General features: G+C 66.1%; 21 protein-coding genes. 14 read left to right on the top strand and 7 right to left on the bottom strand.

The genetic code is table 11. The annotated features are described in order from the left end of the window. Positions 1 to 49: 49 nt before the first annotated feature. The 5 genes from dxr (at position 50) to map (ending at position 6420) form a co-directional block, all read left to right on the top strand. Complete coding sequence (gene dxr, locus HMPREF0298_RS05205; protein WP_006840071.1) at positions 50 to 1234, top strand: 1-deoxy-D-xylulose-5-phosphate reductoisomerase; 1185 nt, start codon at positions 50 to 52, stop codon at positions 1232 to 1234. Further along, positions 1234 to 2442, top strand: coding sequence for a M50 family metallopeptidase (locus HMPREF0298_RS05210; RefSeq protein WP_006840072.1), 1209 nt, complete (start codon positions 1234 to 1236; stop codon positions 2440 to 2442). The genes dxr and HMPREF0298_RS05210 overlap by 1 nt, the downstream gene beginning before the upstream one ends. A gap of 20 nt (positions 2443 to 2462) precedes the next feature. Next, positions 2463 to 3626 carry a flavodoxin-dependent (E)-4-hydroxy-3-methylbut-2-enyl-diphosphate synthase gene (gene ispG, locus HMPREF0298_RS05215; RefSeq protein WP_186366479.1) on the top strand — a complete coding sequence of 388 codons (1164 nt, stop codon included), beginning with the start codon at positions 2463 to 2465 and terminating at the stop codon, positions 3624 to 3626. Positions 3627 to 3689: 63 nt separating this feature from the next. Then, entirely contained in the window at positions 3690 to 5522 is a 1833-nt protein-coding gene (locus HMPREF0298_RS05220) for a penicillin-binding transpeptidase domain-containing protein (RefSeq protein ID WP_006840074.1), read from the top strand. Between the two features lie 25 nt (positions 5523 to 5547). Then, complete coding sequence (gene map / locus HMPREF0298_RS05225) at positions 5548 to 6420, top strand: type I methionyl aminopeptidase (protein ID WP_040422537.1); 873 nt, start codon at positions 5548 to 5550, stop codon at positions 6418 to 6420. 8 nt (positions 6421 to 6428) lie between these two features. Here map and mtr read toward each other — a convergent pair whose 3' ends face one another. Then, a complete protein-coding gene (mtr, locus tag HMPREF0298_RS05230) occupies positions 6429 to 7829 on the bottom strand; it encodes a mycothione reductase (protein ID WP_006840076.1) in 1401 nt (466 codons plus the stop codon). After that, positions 7829 to 8863 (bottom strand): alpha/beta hydrolase, encoded by a 1035-nt coding sequence (locus tag HMPREF0298_RS05235; protein WP_342610151.1) that lies wholly within the window; start codon positions 8861 to 8863, stop codon positions 7829 to 7831. Before HMPREF0298_RS05235 ends, mtr begins: the two co-directional genes overlap by 1 nt. A gap of 243 nt (positions 8864 to 9106) precedes the next feature. Between HMPREF0298_RS05235 and mqo the strand changes: the two genes are divergently transcribed. Then, on the top strand, positions 9107 to 10615 hold the full coding sequence (gene mqo / locus HMPREF0298_RS05240; RefSeq protein WP_006840078.1) for a malate dehydrogenase (quinone): 1509 nt from the start codon (positions 9107 to 9109) through the stop codon (positions 10613 to 10615). Here the strand turns inward: mqo and HMPREF0298_RS05245 are convergent. Then, a complete protein-coding gene (locus HMPREF0298_RS05245) occupies positions 10612 to 11817 on the bottom strand; it encodes a protein adenylyltransferase SelO family protein (protein ID WP_006840079.1) in 1206 nt (401 codons plus the stop codon). The genes mqo and HMPREF0298_RS05245 overlap by 4 nt on opposite strands. Positions 11818 to 11841: 24 nt before the next feature. On the opposite strand from HMPREF0298_RS05245, the gene cobA reads away from it, so the two are divergent. Beyond that, positions 11842 to 12582: a uroporphyrinogen-III C-methyltransferase gene (gene cobA, locus HMPREF0298_RS05250; protein WP_006840080.1), complete on the top strand. Its 741-nt coding sequence runs from the start codon at positions 11842 to 11844 to the stop codon at positions 12580 to 12582. Then, a complete protein-coding gene (locus tag HMPREF0298_RS05255; RefSeq protein ID WP_006840081.1) occupies positions 12566 to 13522 on the top strand; it encodes a class I SAM-dependent methyltransferase in 957 nt (318 codons plus the stop codon). Before cobA ends, HMPREF0298_RS05255 begins: the two co-directional genes overlap by 17 nt. On the opposite strand, the gene HMPREF0298_RS05260 is transcribed toward HMPREF0298_RS05255, so the two are convergent. Further along, positions 13519 to 14646: an ATP-binding protein gene (locus HMPREF0298_RS05260; RefSeq protein WP_006840082.1), complete on the bottom strand. Its 1128-nt coding sequence runs from the start codon at positions 14644 to 14646 to the stop codon at positions 13519 to 13521. The genes HMPREF0298_RS05255 and HMPREF0298_RS05260 overlap by 4 nt on opposite strands. 573 nt (positions 14647 to 15219) lie before the next feature. Between HMPREF0298_RS05260 and HMPREF0298_RS05265 the strand changes: the two genes are divergently transcribed. Further along, positions 15220 to 16161 (top strand): hypothetical protein, encoded by a 942-nt coding sequence (locus HMPREF0298_RS05265; RefSeq protein ID WP_040422539.1) that lies wholly within the window; start codon positions 15220 to 15222, stop codon positions 16159 to 16161. Here HMPREF0298_RS05265 and yaaA read toward each other — a convergent pair. Continuing rightward, positions 16115 to 16828, bottom strand: a complete 714-nt coding sequence (gene yaaA, locus HMPREF0298_RS05270; RefSeq protein ID WP_006840084.1) for a peroxide stress protein YaaA — start codon at positions 16826 to 16828, stop codon at positions 16115 to 16117. The genes HMPREF0298_RS05265 and yaaA overlap by 47 nt on opposite strands. Positions 16829 to 16859: 31 nt before the next feature. On the opposite strand from yaaA, the gene HMPREF0298_RS05275 reads away from it, so the two are divergent. Beyond that, a complete protein-coding gene (locus tag HMPREF0298_RS05275) occupies positions 16860 to 18641 on the top strand; it encodes a proline--tRNA ligase (RefSeq protein WP_040422721.1) in 1782 nt (593 codons plus the stop codon). Here HMPREF0298_RS05275 and HMPREF0298_RS05280 read toward each other — a convergent pair. Together HMPREF0298_RS05280 and HMPREF0298_RS05285 are read right to left on the bottom strand one after the other, a co-directional pair. Continuing rightward, positions 18638 to 20554, bottom strand: coding sequence for an MMPL family transporter (locus tag HMPREF0298_RS05280; RefSeq protein WP_040422540.1), 1917 nt, complete (start codon positions 20552 to 20554; stop codon positions 18638 to 18640). The genes HMPREF0298_RS05275 and HMPREF0298_RS05280 overlap by 4 nt on opposite strands. A gap of 30 nt (positions 20555 to 20584) precedes the next feature. Beyond that, complete coding sequence (locus tag HMPREF0298_RS05285; RefSeq protein ID WP_245527445.1) at positions 20585 to 21394, bottom strand: DUF4439 domain-containing protein; 810 nt, start codon at positions 21392 to 21394, stop codon at positions 20585 to 20587. Between the two features lie 31 nt (positions 21395 to 21425). Between HMPREF0298_RS05285 and rimP the strand changes: the two genes are divergently transcribed. The 4 genes from rimP to HMPREF0298_RS12685 form a co-directional block, all read left to right on the top strand. Continuing rightward, a complete protein-coding gene (gene rimP / locus HMPREF0298_RS05290; protein WP_040422541.1) occupies positions 21426 to 21962 on the top strand; it encodes a ribosome maturation factor RimP in 537 nt (178 codons plus the stop codon). 10 nt (positions 21963 to 21972) lie between these two features. Further along, positions 21973 to 22998 (top strand): transcription termination factor NusA, encoded by a 1026-nt coding sequence (gene nusA / locus HMPREF0298_RS05295; RefSeq protein ID WP_006840089.1) that lies wholly within the window; start codon positions 21973 to 21975, stop codon positions 22996 to 22998. A gap of 117 nt (positions 22999 to 23115) precedes the next feature. Then, entirely contained in the window at positions 23116 to 23421 is a 306-nt protein-coding gene (locus tag HMPREF0298_RS05300) for a YlxR family protein (RefSeq protein WP_006840090.1), read from the top strand. A gap of 120 nt (positions 23422 to 23541) precedes the next feature. Continuing rightward, positions 23542 to 23781: translation initiation factor IF-2 N-terminal domain-containing protein (locus HMPREF0298_RS12685; protein WP_006840091.1), on the top strand; the 240-nt coding region annotated here is incomplete at its 3' end.

Consider the following 23781-nt stretch of genomic DNA (forward strand, 5'->3'; position numbering starts at 1 on the left):
GGCGATTGAATACCCCTAAATCGTGCGTTGTTTGCCACAATGTCTCATTATGGGTTCGATAAAACAGGTCGTCATTTTAGGCTCGACCGGCTCCATTGGCACGCAGGCCTTAGAGGTGATTGCGGACAACCCCGACACGTTTCGGGTCGTTGGCATTGCGGCGGGGGGTAGCGATCCGGAGGCCGTCGTCAAGCAGGCGCGGGAGCTGGGGCTGAAACCCTCGCAGGTGGCAGTGGCGAAGCCCGAGGCCGCGCGCGAGGTGTCTGCGGCACTCGGCGGGGACGTGGCGACGGATGCCGAGCAGCTCGTGCGCTCGCAGCCCGCGGATACCGTGCTCAACGCGCTCGTCGGATCGCGCGGGCTCGCGTCGACGCTGGCGGTGATCGACACGGGGGCGACCCTCGCCCTGGCGAACAAGGAGTCGCTGGTGGCGGGCGGGGAAATTGTCACGCGCCGCGCCGCGCCCGGCCAGATCGTGCCCGTGGACTCGGAGCATTCCGCCATGGCCCAGTGCCTACGCTCCGGAACCCGCGGCGAGGTTGCGCGCTTTGTGCTCACCGCCTCCGGCGGGCCGTTCCGCGGCCACACGCGCGAGCAGATGTGGGATGTCACGCCCGAGCAGGCGGCGGCGCACCCAACGTGGTCGATGGGGCAGATGAACACACTGAACTCGGCGACTTTAGTGAACAAGGGCCTCGAGCTCATCGAGGCATCGCTGATGTTCGACATCGCGCCTTCGCTTATCGACGTCACCGTGCACCCGCAGTCCATCATCCACTCCATGGTCACCTACGTCGATGGCGCGACGATCGCCCAAGCCTCGCCGCCGTCGATGAAGCTGCCGATCTCCCACGCGCTAGCCTGGCCCGAGCGCGTCGAGGGGGCGCAGGCCGCGCTCGACTTCGCCGATGCGATGGAGTGGACGTTCGAACCCCTCGACGACACGGCGTTTCCGGCCGTTCGCCTCGCGCGTCAGGTCGCAGAGGCGGGCCAGGGATATCCCGCGGTGTACAACGCGGCCAACGAGGAGGCCGCGGCGGCGTTTTTAGAGGGGCGCATCCGCTTCCCACAGATTGTCGATGTCATCGCCGACGTGCTCGATGGCGCTACTGAGTTTGCCAACTACCCGTCGGACCGGGAGGCGACCTTCGATGATGTGATCGCCATCGAGTCCGAGGCGCGCCGCCGCGCAACCACCCGGGTCGCTGCGCTGAGCGAGGGAAGCCGACGCTAGTGGGCATCATCGGCATCATCATTTTTGCCATCGGCATCGCGGTGTCCATCGCGCTGCACGAGGCGGGCCACATGTTCACGGCCCGCGCCTTCGGGATGCGCGTGCGACGCTACTTCATCGGCTTCGGCCCGACGCTGTGGTCGGTCAAGCGCGGGCACACCGAGTACGGCATCGCCGCCCTGCCCCTCGGCGGGTTCTGCGACATTGCCGGGATGACGGCCGCCGAGCCGCTCACCCCCGAGGAGCGTCCCTTGGCCATGTACGCCAAGCCCTGGTGGCAGCGAGTGGCCGTGATGTCGGGCGGGGTGATAGCCAACATTCTCATCGCGGTGGTGATCACCTATTTCGTCGCCGTCTTCGCGGCGATTCCCAACCCGTACGCGGACCGCACCCCGCGCGTCGGCGAACTGACGTGCACCGCCGACCAGATCGACGCCCAAACGCTTGCGCAATGCACGGGAGAGGGGCCAGCGGCGCGCGCCGGGGTGCGCGTCGGCGACCAACTCGTCGGCGTCGACGGTCGCCGAGTGGATACGTTCGCCGAGCTGCGTGATTACGTGATCCAGCGGCCGGGCGAGACCGTCACCCTCGAACTGCGCCGCGGCGACGAGCGGCTATCCGTTCCGGTCGAGCTCGACGCCGTGCAGCGGCTCAGCCCGACGACCGGTGAGTCGTTTGCCGCGGGTGCGATCGGGCTGGCCAACGCCCCGGTGGAAAACCCCATGGCCTCCTTCGGCCCGCTCGAGGCAGTGCCGGCGACGCTGACGTTTACCGGCCAGATGATGCGCGCCACCGTCGAGGGCATTCTCGCTTTCCCGGCCAAGATCCCGGGCGTGGTGGCCTCCATCTTCGGTGCCGAGCGCGACGTCACCGGCCCCGTCAGCGTGATCGGAGCGTCGCGGGCCGGCGGCGAGCTGGTCGAGCGCAGCATGTGGGAGGTCTTCTGGATGATGCTCGCCTCCCTGAACCTTTTTCTTGCCCTGTTTAACTTGATTCCGCTGCCGCCTCTCGACGGCGGGCACATCGCGGTGATTTTTTGGGAGAAACTCCGCGACCTTGTCCGCCGCGTGCGCGGCCTCGGGCCGGGCGGCCCGGTGAACTACGACAAGCTGATGCCGGTGACGTACTTCATGGCCAGCCTGCTGCTTGTCGTGGGTGTGTTCGTCATGGTTGCGGACGTGGTCAACCCAGTCCGGCTATTCGGGTAGCGGTGCTAGAGTAGGCGAACATGAACATGCCTATCGGTCTTGGTCTCCCTGAAGGTCCGCCCCCCACCCTCGCGCCGCGTCGCAAAACACGCCAGCTGATGGTGGGCAAGGTCGGGGTGGGCTCCGATTACCCGATCACGGTGCAGTCGATGACCACCACCAAGACTCATGACATCAACGCCACCCTGCAGCAGATCGCGCAGCTGGCCACCTCGGGATGCGACATCGTCCGTGTGGCCTGCCCGAAGACAGTGGACGCTGAGGCGTTGCCGGCGATCGCGGCCAAGTCCCCGATTCCGGTTATTGCGGACATTCACTTCCAGCCGAAGTACATCTTCGCCGCCATCGACGCGGGCTGCGCCGCCGTGCGCGTCAACCCGGGCAACATCAAAGAGTTCGACGGCCGTGTCAAGGAGGTGGCCAAGGCGGCGGGGGATGCGGGCATTCCGATCCGCATCGGCGTCAACGGCGGCTCCCTGGACAAGCGCCTCTTGGAGAAGTACGGCAAGGCCACCCCGGAGGCGCTGGTGGAATCGGCCATCTACGAGGCCGGATTGTTCGAGGAGTATGGCTACGGCGACATCGCGATCTCGGTGAAGCACTCCGACCCGGTGCTCATGGTTGAGGCGTACCGCCAGCTCGCGGAGGCCACTGACTACCCGCTGCACCTCGGCGTGACCGAGGCGGGCCCGCTGATGATGGGCACGATCAAGTCGTCCGTTGCTTTCGGCGCTTTGCTGTCGCAGGGCATCGGCGACACGATTCGCGTATCCCTGTCGGCGGATCCGGTGGAGGAGATCAAAGTCGGCGACCAGATCCTGCAGTCGCTGAACCTGCGCCCGCGCAAGCTCGAGATCGTTTCCTGCCCCTCGTGCGGCCGCGCCCAGGTCGATGTGTACACGCTTGCCGAGGAGGTCACCGCGGGCCTGGAGGGCATGGAGTTCCCGCTGCGCGTTGCCGTGATGGGCTGCGTTGTCAACGGTCCCGGCGAGGCGCGCGACGCGGACTTGGGCGTCGCCTCGGGCAACGGCAAGGGCCAGATCTTTGTCAAGGGCGAGGTCGTCGAGACCGTCCCGGAGTCCAAGATCGTGGAGACACTCATCGCCCACGCCATGCGTATCGCCGAGGAGGAGGGCCTCGAGGAGATCGCGGGCGCGAAGGCGGAGGTCAAGGTTACCCGCTAGACAATCGCTCATTGTAGCGTGGCAGCGCCGGAAGTGGTTTCCGGCGCTGTAGCTTTTTCAACCATGAATCGCCTCGCCTCGCTGCTCGCCGTGGCGGCAATGTGTTGCGGTGCGCTCTCGGCATGCACTCCACGACCCAACGACGCCGAGCCGACCGCGGCCTCGTTCGTGGAGGCGATCGCCGGGCAAGACTACGAGGCGCTCAGCGAGCTTGTCGACGACCCCACCACCGCGACCGACTCCATCAGCTCAACGTGGGACGGCCTTCAGGCGCAGGGCGCTGACATCACCCTGCGGGAGGTCACCCAGCAGGACAATGTGGCGACGGCGACCTACACGGTCGACTGGGTCCTGCCCAGGCAGCGCAGCTTCGCCTACGACGCGCAGATGACCCTGACCCAGACCGGCGGCGAGTGGACCGTGCGGTGGCAACCCTCCGTGCTGCATCCGCGGCTCGGAGCTCACCAGCACTTGGAACTGCGCGCCGTTGAAGCGCAGCAGGCGAGCGTGGTCTCCTCTGACGGCGCGCAGTTGCTTACGCCCGGCGTGGCCTACCGGGTGCTGGTGGACACGTCAGCGATGGCGTCGGCACGCGAGGCGGCGAGCCGAATCTCGACGACGCTGGCCGAAGCACACCGGGCGGACGAGTCCGTGCCGACGCGCGACGCCGCGCAGCTGGAAAGCGAACTGAGCGCGGCATCAGGCACGTACTCGGCCGCGGTTGTGCCGAAAGCTGCGCAACCCATCGTGGCGGGGGCACTCGGCGACGTGGCCGGGGTGCGCCTCAACGAAGAGGCGGCGATGGTCAACGCGGACCCGACCTTTGCGCCCGACATCATGGCGCGCGTCGGGGAACTCGTGCGCGACGACCTCGAAGGCACAGCGGGCTGGAACATCAGTATCGTCAATCAGCACGGCGCGGCGCTGGAAGAGATTGCCGGCCAGGAACCCGAGCCCGCCCCGGCGGTTGAGGTGAGCCTGGATCACACCGTGCAACGCGCCGCGGAAAAAGCACTCGAACCCTTGGCGGGGCAGCAGGCGATGATCGTTGCGATTCGACCCTCGACAGGCGGTGTGCTCGCCGTGGCGCAGACCCCGGCCGCCGACCGCGACGGAAACATAGCCACGATGGGCCAGTACCCGCCGGGATCGACGTTCAAGATCATCACCGCCGCCGCAGGGCTCGAAAACCAGGGGCTCACCCCCGCTTCAACGGTCCCGTGTCCGGGAACGATGAATATCTACGGCAGGGTAGTGACCAACTACGCGGGCTTCTCGCTCGGCAATGCGCCCCTGGAGCAGGCGTTCGCGCGCTCGTGCAACACCACGTTCGCGGATATCTCCACCAAGCTGGAACCGGGCCAACTCGCGGAAGTCGGCAAGCAATTCGGCCTGGGGCTGGATATGGAGATCCCCGGGCTCGACACCATCACCGGCTCGATCCCGGTTGGCGAGGAACCGCTCGACCGCACCGAGGCCGGCTACGGGCAGGGCCGCGACCTTGCCAGCCCCTTTGGGATGGCGCTTGTCGCGGCGACGGCGGCGCGCGGTTCGATGCCCGTGCCCTACCTCGTCGACGGGGAAACCACGCAGGCTACGCCCACCGAGGCGCCGGCGCCTGAAACGATAGCCCAGCTGCAGCAGATGATGTCGGCCGTGACCTCGCCGGGCGGCACCGCGGCGGGGATGAGCGCGGCCGGTGACATCCGCGGCAAGACGGGAGAGGCCGAGATTAACCAGGGCTCGCACGCGTGGTTCACCGGCTACCGGGCCGACGATGACATTGCCTTTGCCACGCTCATCGTGCTTGGCGGTGGTTCGCAAGCGGCCGTGGCCGCAACTGACCGCATGCTTGTCAACATCGATCAGGCTAGGGCTGGCGGAGGCCAGGTCTAAAACAGTGGGGACTACCATTGCTCACATGAGTCAACGCGCAATGATCCAGCCAGGAAAACCCACCCCGATTCGCACGGTGCCCGATTCAATCGAGCGCCCGGAGTACGCGTGGCGTGACTCGGTCCAGGAAAACGTGGGCGAGCCGTACGTCCAGAGCGCTGAGACCATCGAGAAAATGCGCGAGGCGAGCACCATCGCCGCCGACGCTCTTCAGGCAGCGGGCGCCGCCGTCGCGCCGGGAGTGACCACCGACCACATTGACCGGGTCGCGCACGAGTACATGCTCGATCACGGTGCCTACCCGTCCACGCTGGGGTACCGCGGGTACACCAAATCCTGCTGCGTGTCGCTCAACGAAATTGTCTGCCACGGCATCCCCGATACCACGGTGATCCAGGACGGTGACATCGTCAACATCGATGTCACCGCCTATAAAAACGGTGTCCACGGCGACACCAACGCAACTTTTTTGGCGGGTGAGGTCTCCGAGGAGCACCGCCTTTTGGTCGAGCGCACCGAGGAAGCCATGATGCGCGGGATCAAGGCGGCGAAACCGGGCCGCGAAATCAACGTCATCGGGCGAGTCATCGAGTCCTACGCCAGGCGCTTCGGCTACAACGTGGTCACGGACTTCACCGGCCACGGAATCGGTACGACCTTCCACAACGGGCTCGTCGTGCTGCACTACGACTCCGATGCCCACCGCGATGTCCTGCAGCCGGGAATGACGTTGACCATCGAGCCGATGATCAACCTCGGGGACCTCGCCTACACCATCTGGGACGATGGGTGGACCGTGCAAAACAACGACGGCAAGTACACGGCCCAGTTCGAGCACACCATCTTGGTCACGCAAGACGGCAACGAGATTCTGACGCTGCCCAGCACGGCCAGCTAGCCAGCGGTTCAGACCTCGGGAAAGTCCAGATCCAGACCCAAAATCGCGTTCTCCGTGACCTCGGACAGTGCCGGGTGGATCCAGTACTGGCCGCGGGGCACGGTGCGCAGGTCAATGCCGTAGGCGATAATCGTTATCATCTGCTGGATCAGCGTCGACGCCTGCGGGCCCATGTAGTGGGCACCGAGGAGCTTTCCGCTCGCCCGGTCGGCGACGAGCTTGACCACGCCCGTCGTGTCTTCGAGCGCCCACCCGTAGGCCACGTCGCCGTAGTTTTGCAGCTTGACGGTCACGTCGAAACCGGCTTCGACGGCCTCGCGCTCGGTCATCCCGACTGTGGCGATCTGCGGGTGGGTGAACACGGCGAAGGGCACGTGGTCGTGCGGCATGGGCACCATGTTGTCGGGGTTGAGAATGTTGTGGCGCACCGCCCGCGTTTCCGCGTTCGCAACGTGCTTGAGCTGGAACGGTGAGGAGATGTCGCCGAGTGCCCACACGCCCTCAACGGAGGTGCGGCCGAACTCGTCGACGGCAACCTGGGTTCCGTTGGCGGCAATTCCCCCGGCCTCGAGGTTGAGGCGGTCGCCGTTGGGCACGCGGCCCATCGCGATGAGGAGTTTCTCGGACGTCACGGTGGAGCCGTCGTCAAGCGTGAGCGTGGCTTCGTGCTCATCGCCTGCGGCGCTGACCACCGTGCGGCCCTTGTGCACCTCGTAGGTCGCATCCGCGATGTCGTTGAACGCTTCGGTGATGTCGCTGTCGAGGCTGCGCAGGAAGGGGGAGCGGTTCACAATGCGCACGTGGGTGCCCAGGGACTGGAAGATGTGAGCGAACTCCATCGCGATGAAACCGCCGCCGAGTATGGTGAGGCTTTCCGGCTGGCGTTCAAGGCGCATGATGTCGTCGCTGGTGTGGAAGGCAACACCGGTCGCCCAGTCGGGGACGAAGGGGCGCGCGCCGGCAGCGATGATGATGGTGTCGCCGCTGATAACCTTTTCCTCGTCTCCCTGGCCCGTGACCAGGGTTTTCGGCCCGCTAAACGACGCCCTCCGGTCGTAGACATCAACGTTGGCGCTCGCCTCGCTGCGACGGAATTCCTCCCCGCCGGCGGCGATAAGGTCGATGCGGTTGGTGAAGATGCGCTCGGTGATGGCCTTCCAGTCGGCGCCGTTGAAGGATGCGTCGATCCCGAGGCGGGACGCGTGGGCGGCGTCGAAAGCCGTGTCCGCGGCGAGGACGAACATCTTCGTCGGGATGCAGCCCGCGTTCATGCAGGTGCCTCCGAATTTGTTCTCCTCGATGATGGCGATCGACCAGTCGTCGAAGTCCGGCGTGGGAATGGAGTTACCGGAGCCGGCGCCGATGATGATCAGGTCGTAGTGGGCATCGATGCCTGCGGTGTGGTTCATTAAACGTTCATCTCCATGTCGGGGTGTGAATCGGTCAGGGCGTCGAGCCAGGCGTCGGTAGCTGCGAAGGCGGCCTCTCTCGCGTGGCGTTCAGAGAGGAAGACGTCGTGGCGGGCGCCCTCGATCACCTGTGTTTCGCTTGTGTCGCTGAGTGTGGGCGCCCACTTCTGAATCTGGGCGACGTCGAGCACGGTGTCGGCCGTGTCAGCGGCGGGGGAGTACGGTTTGCCCAGGTACGAGTGCGACGAGCACAGGGTCAGCGTGGGCACCCCGGTGTCGATTCCGTCGTGAATGAGCTTCTGGCCCTGGAAAACCGCGCGCAGCCAGCCGAGGTACTTGCGGTGGCCCTCGACCGGTTTGAACGTGGTGTCAAAGGTCCACTCGCCGTGTGCCGTGGCCGAGATGGATTGGCCGTAGGTGCCCACACCGGTGTTCGGCAGAGGTAGCGACGGAAAGCGTTTGCCCAGTGCGTTGACAACGGGGCGCATGATCGCCACAGTCGGGCGCGAGAACTGCATATCCAGCCAGGGGCTGTTGAGGATGATCCCGCGGATCGTCTCGTGGACGCGGGGATCGTTGCGGCGGACATCGTCCGCCCACAGCGGCACGATCAGCCCGCCGGTGGAGTGCGCGAAGGGGATGATCTCACCGTGGCGGGAAGTGATCAGCTCCGCGGCGAGCGTGAGTTCCGGGAAGTACAAGCGCAGGTCGGTGATGTAATGCCAGCGGCCGTTGCCCGGGTGGGCGCGGCCACAGCCGCGCAGGTCGAGCGCGTAGAAGGGATAACCTTGGGCGACGTAGTGCTTGGCCACGTGCTGTTGGAAGAAGTAATCGGACATGCCGTGCACCCACAGCAGGGCGGGTTTGCCGGTGGGGGCGTCGGGAAGCGCGCGCACAAGCACCGCTGCTTCCTCCCCCGTGTCACCGGGGTCCTTGCCTACGTTGAGGGTGGTTGATTCGTAGCCGTCGCCGAGGACATCGTCGTGCCACTCCAGTTGGTCAAACTTCCCGGGGTTGTCGTGCATGTCACTCATACTAGGCATATTCGCCGCAGTTTTTCGGGCGAGCTGCAGCGCTTGGGCCATTGGTGTCTCACGATGTGGGAGAGTTGGATTAAGGGGTGAGCCACATTACCGGTCGAAGTGTCGATAAGCGTAAGGTAGTGGTTTAAGCCGGAATTTCGTTTACTTGGGCGCGGGGCGCTGCCGAAATCCCGGGACATTATTGTGAGAGCGCGTCGAGTCCGCCCCACTGACACAATCGAAGAGGATGAACGGATGTCTGAACAAGGCAACAAAAAGTTTAGCGATGAGACTGATGTCCTGCTCATCGGTGCTGGAATTATGAGTGCGACCCTTGGAGCCCTGCTCCGCCAACTCGAGCCGAGCTGGTCCCAGGTTGTCTACGAGCGTCTCGACGGGCCCGCGCAGGAGTCCTCGTACGCGCTGAACAACGCTGGCACCGGCCACTCGGCCCTGTGCGAGTTGAACTACACGCCCGAGAAGAAGGGCAAGATTGATGTCTCCAAGGCGCTGGCGATCAACGAGAAGTTCCAGCTGTCGCGCCAGTTCTGGTCCCACCAGCTGGGTGAGGGCGTGTTGACCGACCCGAGCGACTTCATCAACCCGGTGCCGCATGTGTCCTTCGGCCAGGGTGAGAGCCAAGTTGACTACCTGCGCCGCCGCTACGAAATTTTGTCGGCGAACCACATGTTCCCGGAGATGCAGTTCACCGATGACGCTGCAAAGTTCGCCGAGAAACTTCCGCTGATGGCTCAGGGCCGTGACTTCGACGCCGAGCCCGTCGCCATCTCCTGGACCGATGCTGGCACCGACATCAATTACGGTGCGCTGACCAAGCAGTTCCTCGACGACGCCGAGAAGCAGGGCACCGCGATCCGCTACGGCCACGAGGTGCTCAACCTCAAGCGAGCCGGCAAGTTCTGGGAAGTCACCGTGCGCAACGTGCACACCGGCGACAAGCAGGTCGTGCGTGCGCGCTTCGTCTTCGTCGGCGCCGGCGGTTACGCGCTGGACCTGCTGCGCAAGGCGGGCGTTCCCGAGGTCCGCGGCTACGCGGGCTTCCCGATCTCCGGCATGTGGCTGCGCACCACCAACCCGGAGCTGGTTGCGCAGCACCAGGCCAAGGTGTACGGCCAGGCCAAGGTCGGTGCCCCGCCGATGTCCGTGCCACACCTGGACCTGCGCGTTATCGACGGCGAGCAGTCCCTGCTGTTCGGCCCCTACGGCGGCTGGAGCCCGAAGTTCTTGAAGGAAGGCAGCTACCTCGACCTGTTCAAGTCGATCCGTGCCGACAACATCCCGTCCTACCTCGGCGTCGCAGCCACCAACCTCGGCCTGGTGAAGTACCTGGTCGAGGAGGTATTCAAGGACTTCGACGGCAGGATGGAGGTCCTGCGCGAGTACTTCCCCAACGCCGACGGCAAGGACTGGGACACCGTGGTTGCCGGCCAGCGCGTGCAGGTGATCAAGCCCGCTCCGGCGCCGAGCTTCGGCTCTCTGGAGTTCGGTACCGCACTGGTCAACGACCAGGACGGCACCATCGCCGGCATCCTCGGCGCCTCCCCGGGCGCATCGATCACCCCGGCGGCCATGCTCGAGCTGCTTGAGCGCTGCTTCGGCGAGCGCATGATCGACTGGTCGGGCCAGCTCCACGAGATGTTCCCGACCTACGGCACCTCTCTCAAGCGAGACGAGCAGGCCTACGCCTCCCAGTGGGAGACCACGCAGCAGGCGCTCAAGCTGGACGGCGCCCAGACGACTTAAGTCCCGCAGTAGGTGACGAAGAGCTCGTCGCCTTCCGGCCCCTTCATCCACTCCGGCCCCGCCGCAGGGTTGAAGGGGTCTGTTACTGCGCGCAGGAGTTCGAAATAGGGCCCCAAGTCCCCGTCGCGCTCGGCGCTGGTGATGGCGCGCTGCAGCATGTGGTTGCGCGGGATGAAGATCGGCGCGCGACCCACTGGGAGGCCGTGGTCCAGGTTGAACTGCGTGATGTCGCCGGCTGCGGCGATCGCCTCTTCGGCCCCTGCGAAATGGAGCTGCCAAAAGTGGTCCCAGCGCTCCTGGATCAAGCCCAGGATCTCGCGGGCGGCCGCTTCTCCCATCAGCGGCAGCAGCGCCTCGGCGAGGCGGGTGAGATTCCAGGCGATGATATTGGGTTGGTTGCCGAAGGCGTAGCGCCCGGTCGAGTCGATGGAGGAGAACTTCGCGGCGGGCGCAAAGCGCTCGGTGAAGGCGCACGGGCCGTAGTCGATGGTTTCGCCGGACAGGGCGGTGTTGTCGGTGTTCATCACCCCGTGCACAAAGCCGATGCGCATCCATTTCACTACCAGCTCGAGCTGGCGGTCCATGACCTCCCGGAGCAGTTTGGTGGGCGTCGAAAAGCCCGCGGCTGCGACGACTTTCGCGGTGAGCTCCTCGGACTGGGTGGCTGCGTACTGCACGGAACCGACCCGCAAGTGCGAGTTGGCGACGCGCACGACGATGCCGCCCGGGACGTAGCCCTGCTGGCGCAGCACGCGCTCGCCGGTGCTTAGAACTGCGAGCGAGCGTGTCGACGCCACCCCGACCGCATGCATGAACTCGCTGACCGCGTACTCGCGCAGCATGGGCCCGATGGCGCCAACGCCGTCGGATCCCGGCCGGCTAAACGGGGTGGGCCCGGAGCCCTTCAGCTGGATTTCGCGCCCGTCGATGTCGCCGAGCAGCAGGGCGCGGCCGTCGCCAAGCAGGCCCACGAACTGGCCGAACTGGTGGCCCGCATATGCGGTTGCGTGGCCGCCGGCCGCGCCCGCGAGCCAGGCGGTGCCTTCCGCCGAGCGCAACCACTCGGGGTCGAGCCCGAGCTCGCGGGCCAGCGGGGCGTTGAGCACGACCACCTGCGGATCGGGGAACTCAGCGGCGCGCGCGGGCACGGCCATCTCGGGCAGAGACTCGGCGAAGGTGTGGGCAAGAGTGGGTGTGGACATGATCCCACCCTAGACTTGGAGGCCATGAGTTACGGAGAAGTCACCCTCGTCGGCGGCGGGCCGGGCGACTGGGACCTGCTGACGGTGCGCGGGTTGCGCGCGCTTGAGGCGGCCGACGTCATCCTCACCGACCACCTCGGCCCCGCCTCCCAGCTCGAGGAATTTCTGGACATTTCGCGCAAGGAGATTATCGACGTCTCCAAGCTGCCCTACGGCAAGCAAGTCGCGCAGGAGCGCATCAACGAGCTGACCGTCCAGCACGCGCAGGCGGGGCGCCGCGTGGTCCGGCTCAAAGGCGGCGACCCCTACGTCTTCGGCCGGGGCTTCGAGGAGCTTGCCGCGTGCGCGGCAGCGGGTGTGAGCTGCACCGTGGTCCCGGGCGTGACCAGTGCGATCTCCGTGCCCGCCGCCGCGGGAATCCCGGTGACACAGCGGGGGATGACCCACGCGTTTGCCGTGGTGTCGGGGCACCTGCCGCCCGGGCACCCGTCCTCGTTGGTGGACTGGGAGGCGCTCGCGCGGACAGGCGGGACAATCGTAGTGGTGATGGGCGTGCGCAACGTCGCGGCGATCTGCTCCGCGCTCATTGCGGCAGGCCTCGACGCCGCGACGCCCGCCGCCGTGATCCAGGAAGGCGAAACCGCTGCCCAGCGCGCGTTCTACTGCGAGCTCTGCGAGCTTGCCGACGTGATGGCTTCCAACGCGGTGGCGGCCCCGGCCGTCTACGTCATCGGGGAGGTCGCGGGCCTTGCGCAGCCTCGATAGCCTGATCTGGTCAACCGCGCCCGTCGCAGAGGCGGAAACGATCATGATCTGCAACGACCCCACGGGCGACCTTCTCACAGCGGCCGTGGACACCGGCAAACGCGTGGTGTGTGTGGACTCCGACTTCGTGCGTTGCCGCGCGGCGGGGGACGCTGGGGCGCTCGTGGCGGGGGACCGACGCCTCGATGCCTACCTGGCGGGTTCTTCCGGCAGCGCTGTGGCTGTAGGGGAGATGCCCAAATCCCTCGGGCGGCTCGACTACCTTGCTCGATCCATCGCCGGTGCGGGGTTTGACCAGGTGACTATGGTGCTCGGGGCGAACAACAAGCACCTCGCGCGCTCGATGAATACGGTGCTGGGGGAGTCCTTCACTGATGTCGCCGCCTCGCTCGGCCGCGGTAAATTCCGCTGCCTTGTCGCCTCGGGGCCGAAGCCGGTGACGTACACGCCGGCGTCGTCACGCGAGCTCGTCGCCATCGGCGGAGTTTTCTCGGGCACGAAACCCGATCTCGGCGGCGAGCTGCTGCGCGCGTCGCTGCCGGCGTCCCTCGGGCGATACCTCGACCTTGGCTGCGGCAACGGATCCGTCTCGCGGGGTTTGCAGGGCGCGGTGATGGCGACCGATTCCGACGCTGACGCCGTGCTGTCCGCCCGCGCGATCGGGCTGCACGTCACGTGGGACGACGCCGGCTCGGCGCTCGCCGATTCCAGCTTCGACACCATCGCGCTCAACCCGCCGTTTCACGACGGCACCACCGTCGACGCCACGCTCGTGCAGCACCTGCTTGACGCCGCCGCGCGACTTCTCGCTCCCGGCGGGTCGCTCTACCTCGTGCACAATTCGCACCTCCGCTACCGCGCTGAGGTGGAACGCCGCTTTGACGCTGTGGAAGAAGTGGCGCGGGACGCACGCTACACGGTGCTTCGGGCGCGGTCTTAACTCACCCGCCGCGGCTTGTTCTGGTTGCGCAGGTAATCGCCGAGGTACGGCTGAGCGAACGTGACTTCGCCCCAACCCGCGGGCAGGATCAAGTCCCGTTCGATGAGCTTGCCGCGGGTATCGGACAAGCTTGTCGACGGCTTACCCAACGCCACCGCCAAATCCTTGGCCGAAACTTCTGCCCGTCCAGTCTGGGCCTCAATGTGTGCCATGGCATCGAGGTATTCACGCTGCCGTGGGGGAACGTCGCGAAGCGACGGCTGGTGTACCTGCGTTCCGAGCCGCGAGATCGCCTCCCCGCGCACCGCCTCGACCGAATCCACGCCAATCGGCCCGGTCGGATCCTCCTCCCATGCGAGGTAGCCGACCAGTTGAACGAGGTAGGGATAGCCCTGCGTGATCCGGCTCGCTGTATGGGCAGCCTCAATGGTGAACTCGCGCCCCGCATGGTGGGCGGTGTCGAGGAGGGTGGTGGTTGCGTCGTCAAGCGTGAGCGGGCCGAGCTCATAGTGGCGCGCGCGGCGCAGAAATGTCGCGCCGGGCAGGTCGAGCAGACGGTTGACCCCCTGGGTAAGCCCGGCCATGGCCAGAGCGATCTCGGCATCGTCGCGCACGAGGTCCTGGTAGGCAACCGCAATCTGGGTCAACTCCTCAGGGTTGGCATCTTGGACCTCGTCGATGGTGATCAGCACACCCGTTCCGCGGAGTTTGCCCAGGAGCTCGTGCAAGCGGGTGACCAGGCGCGGGGCGGCGTTGTTCTCCATCAACTCGCTGCGCACGCCGCCGACTCCCGCGATGGTGAACCCGGTGAGCTTCCGCTCGCCCTGGGGTGCCAGCTGCTCCATGGTTTCCGGGATCGCGGAATTGGTCAGTGTGTCCGCCATTCCTTCGCGGCCTGAGGCGCGCACGACAATCCAGCCTTGCTGCTTAGCGACGTCCTCGAGCTCCGTTAGGAGGACAGTCTTGCCGATTCCCCTTGACCCGGAGATGATGACACTGCGGTGCGGGTCGCCGGGGCCGTTTTGCAGTGCGCGGCTGAATTCGTTGATCACGGATTCGCGGCCAGCCCAGACTCGCGGGCTCGCACCGAATGTGGGGCGGAACGGGTTTGGCATGGGCAACATCCTACACAATTGATAAATTGATAAACGTGTGCGGTTGATAAATTGATAAATCTGCGGGGTTGATCGGGGTGGCGTTTGCTGGGTGGGGCGGGTTGTTCCGGTTGTGCGGCGGGTTGTGTGGACTGCGCGGTGTGGACTGCGCGGTTTGCGGCGGGGCTGGTGTAAAACCCCAGGTCGCGGGTGCGGGTGGTGGTAAAAGCGCGCGGTACAAAGCGCGCGGTGGGTGTGGCCGGCCGGGGTTGCGGTTGCGGTTGCGGTGCGTTGTGGGGACTGCGCGTCGTCGTGCGCCGCAACCAGCTCGTCGGGGCGGTGTGTGTGAACTGCGCGGTGGGGACTGCGCGGTTTGCGGCGGGGCTGGTGTAAAATCCCAGGTCGCGGGTGCGGGTGGTGGTTAAAGCGCGCGGTACAAAGCGCGCGGTGGGTGTGGCCGGTCTAAACAGGTGCGACTGGCCGGGGCGGGTGCGGGTTCCCCGCGGCCCCGGAAACGTCGAGAATCTGTGGAACAGTCCGTGGTTATCCACAGCGTACGGGCTGAGGGAAGCGGGGGCGTGTGATCTGGGCAACGCTGCCGTCATGGACATTCAGCGAAAACGGCAGCTGGTGAAAAGCCTCGTTGACACCCGCGGAACGAAGAATTGCGACCACGAGCTCCTCCGGGCCATGGCGGCCGAGGAACTGGTGCGGGTCTCGGCGCGGTTTGTGTGCCACCGTTCCACGTTCGGAGAGTTGGAGCGGCATGAAAGGGAATGGCTGCGGGCATGGGCCGTGGGCAAGACGGTCCGGAAGGCGGCGTTGGGAGGGCGCTCTGCAGCCCGGGTACACGGAATGCCGGTGATTGCGACGTCGCCCGAGGACATTGAACTAGTGCCGGCGACGGGGCGGTGCCCGTCGAATAGCAGTTGGCCCCGCGGGTGCACCTATTTTCGCGGGGCGTATCGCGCGGATGAGTTCACGTTGGTTGACGGGGTCCGCGTGACCACGCAGATCCGCACTGGAATTGATGTTGCGCTGCGCCATGGGTTTCGCGAGGGCCTCGTGGCAATGGATTGGCTACTCGGGAGGCATCCGCGGGCGAACATCGAGTTTGAGATCCGTAAGCTCGGCAGGAGAAGAGGGATCGGGGTGGCGCGCGCAGCACTTGCGCACGCGGTCAGTAACGTGCGCTCCCCGTACGAAAGCTACGCCCGCGCGCTGCTCATTGAGGCGGGGATCGGGCCGATCCGCGTCAATGTGAGGGTCGGCCGATACGAGGTCGATTTGCTGATCGGCGAGCGAGTGGTCGTGGAGATCGACGGCGCCGTCAAGTACGACGGGAAAACGTACGGTCGCACGGATGAGATGCTGAGAAAGGAGCGTGAGCGGGAGAAGCATCTGCTCAACAGTGCCTATCACGTGCGTCGCTACAATCCCTTGGAACTCCTCAGTCACCCGGACCGGTTCGTGGCTGAGGTCAGGCTGGCGCACGAGATCAGCCAACCACCAGCGTCACCTGAGCACCATCAACCTCAACGGTGAGCCCGGCGGCACGCGCTACCTCTGCAACCTCTGCGGCGGATGAGACGTCCGGGCCGAGCGCGAGCACGCGGGCCAGCTCTCCCTTGTAGTGCTTGTTGAAGTGGCTGACCACTTTGCGCTGCCCGTCGACTTCAGTTTCCACGTGCACAGTCACCGCACCGGGCACGGGCCCCAGGGCCAGGTACGCCCCGGAGCGCATGTCCACGATAAAGCCCAGCTCAGAGAGCACCTCGCTTATCGACGCCCCCCAGCGCGCCTTCATCGTCGGCAGGGTGCCGTCAGCCGCCGGCAGCTTGGAACCGCCAGAGAGGCGGTAGCGCGGAATCATGTCGTCGGCGCGCACCAGGCCGAACAGGGCGGAGGCGATGATGAGGCGCGACCGCGCTTCGGCGGGCAGCGTGGCGGGGTCGAGGGCGTCGTAAAGCACGCCCGTGTAGCGCACAAGCGCGGGCATGACGGGCGCGGTGCGCAACGTCCGGTTTTCCGTGGCCTCGGCAGATTTGGAGGCCGGCAGTTTCAGCGCCTTCATCATCTCGGGGACCGTGAGCGCGGACAGGTCGTCGAGAAGCGAGCTGCGCACGGGGTCGAGCGCGGGGAACGAAAGACTCATCGGCCCTTCGGAGCCGCCGGGGGCCTTTGTTTCGGAAGGGGGCAACACAATCAGCATGCGCAACAGACTAGGGGATAAGATGTTGCGCATGATCACACGCCTGTCCGAGCTTTTCCTGCGCACCCTGCGCGAAGACCCGGCCGATGCCGAGGTGCCCAGCCACAAGCTGCTGGTGCGCGCCGGCTACGTCCGCCGCGCCGCGCCAGGCGTGTACTCCTGGCTGCCGCTGGGGTTGCGCACGCTGCGCAAGATCGAGACGGTCGTTCGCGAAGAGATGGACGCGATGGGCGCCCTGGAGCTCCTCTTCCCGGCGCTTTTGCCGCGCGAGCCCTACGAGCAGACGAACCGCTGGACAGAGTACGGCGACGACCTGTTCCGCCTGAAAGACCGCAAGGGCGCGGACATGCTTCTCGGGCCGACGCACGAGGAGATGTTCACCGTGGCGGTCAAATCCATGTTCTCCTCCTACAAGGACTTCCCGGTCACGCTGTACCAGATCCAGACGAAGTACCGCGATGAGGCGCGCCCGCGCGCGGGCATCCTGCGCGGCCGCGAGTTCGTGATGAAGGACTCCTACTCCTTCGACATGACGGACGAGGGCTTGGAGCAGTCGTACCAGAAGCACCGGTCCGCCTACCAGCGCATTTTCGACCGCGTCGGGATCCGCTACGAGATCTGCGAGGCCACCTCCGGCGCAATGGGCGGCTCCGCCTCCGAGGAGTTTCTGGCGTACTCGGACAGCGGCGAGGACACTTTCGTCATCTCCACCGCGGGCGACTATGCGGCGAACGTCGAGGCGGTGGTCACGGTCGCGCCCGAGCCCCGCCCGATTGAGGGCCAGCCGGAAGCGCAGGAATACTCCACGCCGCGCTCGGAAACCATCGAGGCATTGGTCGACTGGGCCAATGAGCAGGGGGTGCTTGTCGACGGCCGTCCGGTGCAAGCCAGCGACACGCTCAAGTGCATGATGATCAAGGTGGACGATCCCCGCGTGCTGGATGATGACGGGGCGCCCGTCGGCCCGCGCCTGACCGGTGTGCTCATCCCCGGTGATCGCGAACTGGATGAAAAACGCCTCGAGGCGGCTTTGGTGCCGGCGACGTTCGAGCTGGCCGGCGAGGAGGACTTTGCCCGGGCGCCGTTCCTGGTCAAGGGCTACGTCGGGCCGCGGGCGCTGATCGCCAACAACGTGCCGGTCTACGCCGATCCGCGCGTTGTTGACGGATCGTCCTGGATCACGGGCGCGGACGAGGACCAGCGCCACGTGGTCGGGCTCGTCGCCGGGCGCGACTTCAATGTCGACGGCTTCATCGAGGCCGCCGAGGTGCGCGAGGGTGACCCGTCACCGACAGGCAACGGCACGGTCAAGCTCGCGCGCGGCATCGAGCTGGGCCACATCTTCCAGCTGGGCCGCAAGTACACCGAAGCAATGGACGTCCAGATTCTCGACGAGGGCGGGAAGCGCGCCGTGCCCACCATGGGTTCCTACGGCATCGGTGTCTCCCGCATGATGGCCGTCGTGGCCGAGCAGCGACACGACGAGAAGGGCCTCGTGTGGCCGGTCGCGATCGCCCCGTACCAGGTCCACGTGGTGGTGGCCAACAAGGACGCCGCGGCTCTGCAGGCGGGCGAGGACATCGCCGGTGAGCTCGACGCGGCCGGCCTCGAGGTGCTTTTCGACGACCGCCCCAAGACGTCGCCCGGTGTGAAGTTCAAGGACGCCGAGCTACTCGGCATGCCGTTTATCGTCATCCTCGGCCGCTCCTTCGCGGAGGGCATCGTGGAACTGCGCATCCGCGGCGGCGAAACCCTTGAGGTGGCGAGCGCGGAGGTCGTCGCCAAGGTGCGCGAGCTCGTCGCGGCCGGCTAACGCCTCCCGGGCTTAAGCGGCCACCAGAACTTGTCCCCGAGCAGCTCGACGACCGACGGGACGATCAAGCTGCGCACGATCAGGGTGTCGAGCAGAACGCCGAGACAGATCACGATGCCGATCTGCGCGAGTGCCACCAGGGGAAGCACGCCGAGGGCCGCGAAGACCGCCGCGAGCAAGATACCCGCCGAGGTGATCACGCCGCCCGTTGTCGACAAAGCGGTGAGGATTCCTCGGCGCGTGCCGACGTCTGCGGAATCCTCGCGCGCCCGGGTGACCAGGAAGATGGTGTAGTCGATGCCCAGGGCCACGAGGAAGACGAATGCGTAGAGCGGGGTGGTGGAATCGAAGCGCTCGAAGCCGAAGATGTAGTGCGACACCCACCACCCGATGCCCAGGGCCGCGACGTTTGTCAGAAGCACCGAGGCGGTCATGACCACGGGGGCGACGAGTGAGCGCAGCAGAACGACAAGTGAGATGAAGATCAGCAGCAAGACGACAGGGAAGATGATCATCCGGTCATCGGCGGCGGCCTGCTCGGTGTCGTAGAGCTCTGCGTCGAGACCTCCGACCTTGGCGTCTGTGCCGGCGAGCGCCTCGCGGATCTCCGCGGTGCCGCCGCCGGAGACTTGCAGCGAGCCGTCGCCGGAGTCCATCACGCTCAAGCCCGCTTCCTCAAGCGCGGCGGTGGCGGCTGCCGTGTCAGGGGTGAGCACGATCGCGGGTGTGGCGGACATGTTGGGGAAGGCCCCGCTGAGATCGTCGGCGGCCGTGATGGATTCGGGGGTGTCGATGAACTGGTCGGACTGCGTCAAACCGGTGGTGATCTGCAGCGCGCCCGCGCACATGATGCCCAAAACGACGAGGGAGGAGCCGAGCACGGCGGCCGGGCGGGCGGCGACGAATCGGCCCACGGCGTCGAAGACGCGGTGGTTGGTGGTGTCGCCGACCTGCGGGGCCTTCGGCCAGAAGATCCACCGGCCAAACAGGACGAGGATGCCTGGTAGAACGAACGCCCCGAAAAACAGTGCGACACCGACGCCGAAGGCGGCGGAAAGACCGAGCGCGCGGTTCGTGGGAGTTTGCGAGAAGAGCAAGCACAACACGCCGAGAGCGACCGTGGCCGCGGAGGCGACGATCGTCTCCACCGTCGGGGCCCAGGCGCGGGACATGGCCGTGAAACGGCTTTCCGTGCGCGTGAGCTCATCTCGGTACCGCGAGATCAGCAGCAGCGCGTAGTTGGTTCCGGCGCCGAAGACGAGAACGGAGAGGATGCCGCCGGTGGATTCATTCCACTGCATGCCCACTGCGTCGAGCACGCGGGGGTACGTCGTTGCGACCAGGCGGTCTGCGAGGCCGATGACCAGCAGCGGGATGATCCACAAGATGGGGGAGCGGTAGGTAGCCACCAGCAACACCGCGACGATGATCGCGGTGACCGCGAGCAGGGTGACGTTGGCGCCGGAGAACACCCCAGACAGGTCGGCTTCAATCGCGGCGGGGCCGGTGACCTGGGCTGTGACGCCGCCCGGAATCCCGGCGGCCGCCGTTGTACGCAGGTTCTCGACGACGTCGACGTTGTCGGTCAGCGACTCCGAGGTGACCTCGACGGGAACGATCGCGGCGTCGAGGGCTTCGTTCGGGATCAACGGCCCGCCGAGTTCTTCGGCCTTGCCCTGCAGTTGCGGCAGCGTTTCCGGGCTGAGGCCCGTGTACAGCACGACGGCCGCGGAGGAACCTTCCCCCTCACCGGCGGCGCGTTGCGCTGCGACCTCGGTGGAGTCGAATCCATCCGGCAGCGTGGCCGTGGGGGAGTTGGGTGAATCGATTGGGCCGAGGCTGATGAGAATCGCCGCGACGGCGATGATCGCCAGCGCTATCCATCGCAGGTGTCTAATACGTTGTGGGCTCACACACGGAATATACAAGATCACCGCGACAGCTCACCCCCGTTGGGCGTGGGCTGCGAGCCGGATGGCGGCGTCGCGCCACTGAGCGTCCTTCGCGCCCGCCGCCGCGTGGTGCCACTGCGTCACCAGGTCCGCGTTGAGGCGTTGCACCAAAGCGGCGGCGGAGGCCGAGTCGGTGGGGGTGCCGCTTTCGGAAAGTTCGTACCCGGCCAGCGGCTGCGGAACCTCGCCCGTCGGTTGGAGCGCGGCCGTGAGGGCTTCGCGGCGGGCGTCGGAGGCGCGGCGCAGGTCGTCGATACGCGCGAGCAGCGCGTCGTCGGCCCAGGCGGTGGCGAGCCCTATGCCGTACTCAAGCGCGTACTCGCGGCGCAGTAGGTCGCGGGCGGAGTCGAGATCGGCTGCCGGGGCGTCGTCAAGCGCGATGCTTTCGACGTCGACGGGGGCGAGCGCGACCGCATCGATGGCCTGGGATACCACGAGGTCCACCGAATCCTCGGGGAGCTGGCCCGCGGCCGCCACGGTCGCGGCGCGGACCTGGTCGATCATCGCGTCGACGTCGGCCGAACCGGCGGGGAGATCTCCATCTGCGTAATCCACGTTGCAGGACGACGGCGGCCTGCCGGTGTCATCGGTGCCGCAGAGCCGCTCGGCTTCGGCGACTAGCTGGGAAGACTGGGATGCGCGCAGTTCGGACGCGGCGGCGTCGTCAAGCGAAACCTGATCCGCGCTCGCCTGCCGTGCCAGCGCCATGATCTCGCTGTTCGCGCGCGGCCCGACGACGTCCATGACGGTGCACGAGGTCACAAGCGCAGCGGCGGGCAGGATCACGAGCAGTCTTTTCACCTCGAAAACGCTACACGATAGGCTAGAGCGCATGGCATTTCCAGGAGTCGACGAACTGACCAGGCTGATTGAGCCCATCGCCGCGGCGCACGGGATGGACGTGGAGAAGGTGCGCACCGTCGCCGCCGGGAAGAAATCGCAGGTTGTCATCGCGCTTGACTCGGACGCGCACCCCACCCTCGACGAGCTCGAGGCCGTGAGCAACGAGCTCAGCGAGCTTTTCGACGCCCGCGAGAACGCAGGCGACATCAACTTCGGAGCGGGCTACACCCTCGAGGTGACAACCCCCGGTGTCGACCTGCCGCTGACCGAGCCTCGTCACTGGCGGCGCAACCGCGGCCGCCTCGTCACTGTCGGCGAAGAGAAGTTTCGCATCGGCGCTCTCGACGCGGCAGAGGAACACGTGGTGCTCATCGCCACCGAGACGAAATCGCCGCGGGCCGAGGTGCGCCCGGTTTCGGGATTGGGTCCCGCGGTGGTAGAAATTGAATTCAACACACCCCCCTCCGCGCAGCTGCAGCTGGCGGAGCTCTCGTTCGACCAGGCCGCGGAGCGCGCGGCCGACTGAAAGGCAACAAGTGAATATTGACCTCAACGCCCTGAAGGCAATTTCCACCGAGCACGGCATCGATGTCGACGACCTGCTCGAGACCATCGCCGGGGCCCTGCTGTCGGTGTACCGCGATTACCGTGAGGCCCCGCCCGCGGAGGGCCACAGGGCGCGAGTTGAGATCGACGCCGACACCGGCGATGTCTCCGTGCTGGTCAGCGAGGTAGACGACGACGGCGCGGTCGTCTCCGAGTACGACGACACCCCGGTGAACTTCTCCCGCATCGGCGCGCCGACGGTGCTCGACGCGATCAAGAAGCGCGTGCGCGAAGCCGAGGCCGGCCGCGTATTTAGCGAATACTCCGAATTCGAGGGCCAGGTTGTGTCGGGCGTCGTCCAGCGCGATGCCAACGCTGAGGCGCGTGGGCTCATCGTCGTCGAACTCGGCACGGAGGCCGACCCCCAGGACGGCATCCTGCTGCCGGCGGAGCAAATCCCCGGTGAGAAACTCAAGCATGGCGACCGCATCAAGGCCTTCGTCGTGGGGGTCAATAAGGGCGAGCGGAAGGTGCAGGTCAACCTGTCCCGGACCCACCCGGAGCTGGTGCGCGGCCTGTTCGCGCTTGAGGTCCCCGAGGTTGCCGATGGCACCGTCGAGATCGTCGCGATCGCTCGCGAGGCGGGCCACCGCTCGAAGGTGGCCGTCCAGGCCAAGGTCAAGGGTGTTAACGCCAAAGGTGCGTGCATTGGACCGCGCGGAGCGCGCGTGACCAACATCATGCAGCAGCTCGGCGGGGAAAAGATCGATATCATCGAATACTCTGCGGACCCCGCGAAGTACGTCGGCAATTCGCTCGCGCCGTCGAAGGTCGTGCGCGTCGAGGTGCTCGACCTCGAGGGGCAGGCCGCGCGGGTGACCGTGCCGGACTACCAGCTTTCGCTGGCAATCGGCAAGGAAGGTCAAAATGCTCGCCTCGCCGCGCGCCTGACCGGGTGGAAGATTGACATTCACTCCGACGCCGCCGACGCTGCCGCCGACACTGAGCAATCCTAGGGGCGAAACCCCTGGGGCGGGCGTAAGTACTATTTTCGCCCGCTGTGGCGTAAAGTTGACCATGGCTTAAAACCGCACCCCAGTTGCGGGCACATCGGATGTAAGGACAAGGCGAGGATGACGCAGCGCACGGTGCCCATCCGGACCTGCATCGCCACGCGCGATGCACGACCCCGCACCGAACTGCTCCGCGTGGTGGCCGACCCGAACGGGTCCGGCCGGATCCTGGCGGATCCGTCTGCCACGCTCCCCGGAAGGGGGGCGTGGATCACCCCGACACTGGAGGCATTCGAGCTCGCGGAGCGGCGAAAGGCGTTTGCCCGAGCGCTACGCGTGACCACCCCCGTGGATTTAGGCCATGTTAGTGCGTACCTCGCGGACCGCGCGAACGACCCACATAAGGATAGGAAGACCGAACACTGATGAGTACGCAACCATGAAGCAGCATCAGCGATGAAAGTCGATGACAACCTCTAGGGGTCAGTAGCCGCCATTTCGATGGCGCACCGGCACTGGCTCCTAGTAACAACACTGAGGAGACAAGTGCCCGGAAAGCTACGTGTTCACGAACTGGCGAAACAGCTCGGAGTAACAAGTAAGGAACTGCTCGCAACCCTGAAAGACCAGGGCGAGTTTGTCAAAACCGCATCATCCACCATCGAACCGCCGGTGGTGAAGAAGATGAAGGCGTTCTACGGAGCGGACGCCGACAAGGCCCAGAAGCCTGGCGCGCCCAAGCCGGGCGGCGCCAAGCCCGCTGCGCCGAAACCATCAGCCGCCGGT

Source organism: Corynebacterium lipophiloflavum DSM 44291, from assembly GCF_000159635.1.
Lineage (GTDB): Bacteria > Actinomycetota > Actinomycetes > Mycobacteriales > Mycobacteriaceae > Corynebacterium > Corynebacterium lipophiloflavum.